The 359-nt window shown below is 62.1% G+C and carries 1 protein-coding gene; it reads right to left on the bottom strand.

Going from position 1 to position 359, the window contains the following annotated elements:
- Positions 1 to 14: 14 nt before the first annotated feature.
- Positions 15 to 359: DUF4351 domain-containing protein (locus F2Q65_RS19825; protein WP_211354127.1), on the bottom strand; the 345-nt coding region annotated here is incomplete at its 5' end.

Raw genomic sequence — 359 nt, 5'->3', positions numbered from 1 at the left:
TTGAGGACAGTGCGTCAGTGGCGGGCGAGCCAAGCCTCCAGATCGGCGGGGCCGGTGAAGTCCAGCAGGTCTTCGCCGAGGGTTTCGATCTGTTCGACCAGGAGCGATTCGATGCGCTGGCGATAGGCGTCCGGCACCGACCCCAGACGACGGTTCAGTTGTCGCAGTACCAAGTGAGTCTCGCCCTGCTGGCGACCCTGTTCGGTGAATCTGGCGACGAATCCGGTCATTGTGGTGGCCTCTTGCGGATAGCGCTGGCGGTAGGCTTCCCATTCATTGGAGCGTTTCAGTGTTGGCGAAGCGCCTGGATTTCTGCCAGCGTGAGCCCTGAAACCGTCGCGATCTGCTCGTCGCTGAGC

This window comes from Thiohalocapsa marina (genome assembly GCF_008632335.1).
In the GTDB taxonomy this organism is placed as follows: domain Bacteria; phylum Pseudomonadota; class Gammaproteobacteria; order Chromatiales; family Chromatiaceae; genus Thiohalocapsa; species Thiohalocapsa marina.
This window is presented reverse-complemented; position numbering and strand designations above follow the sequence as displayed.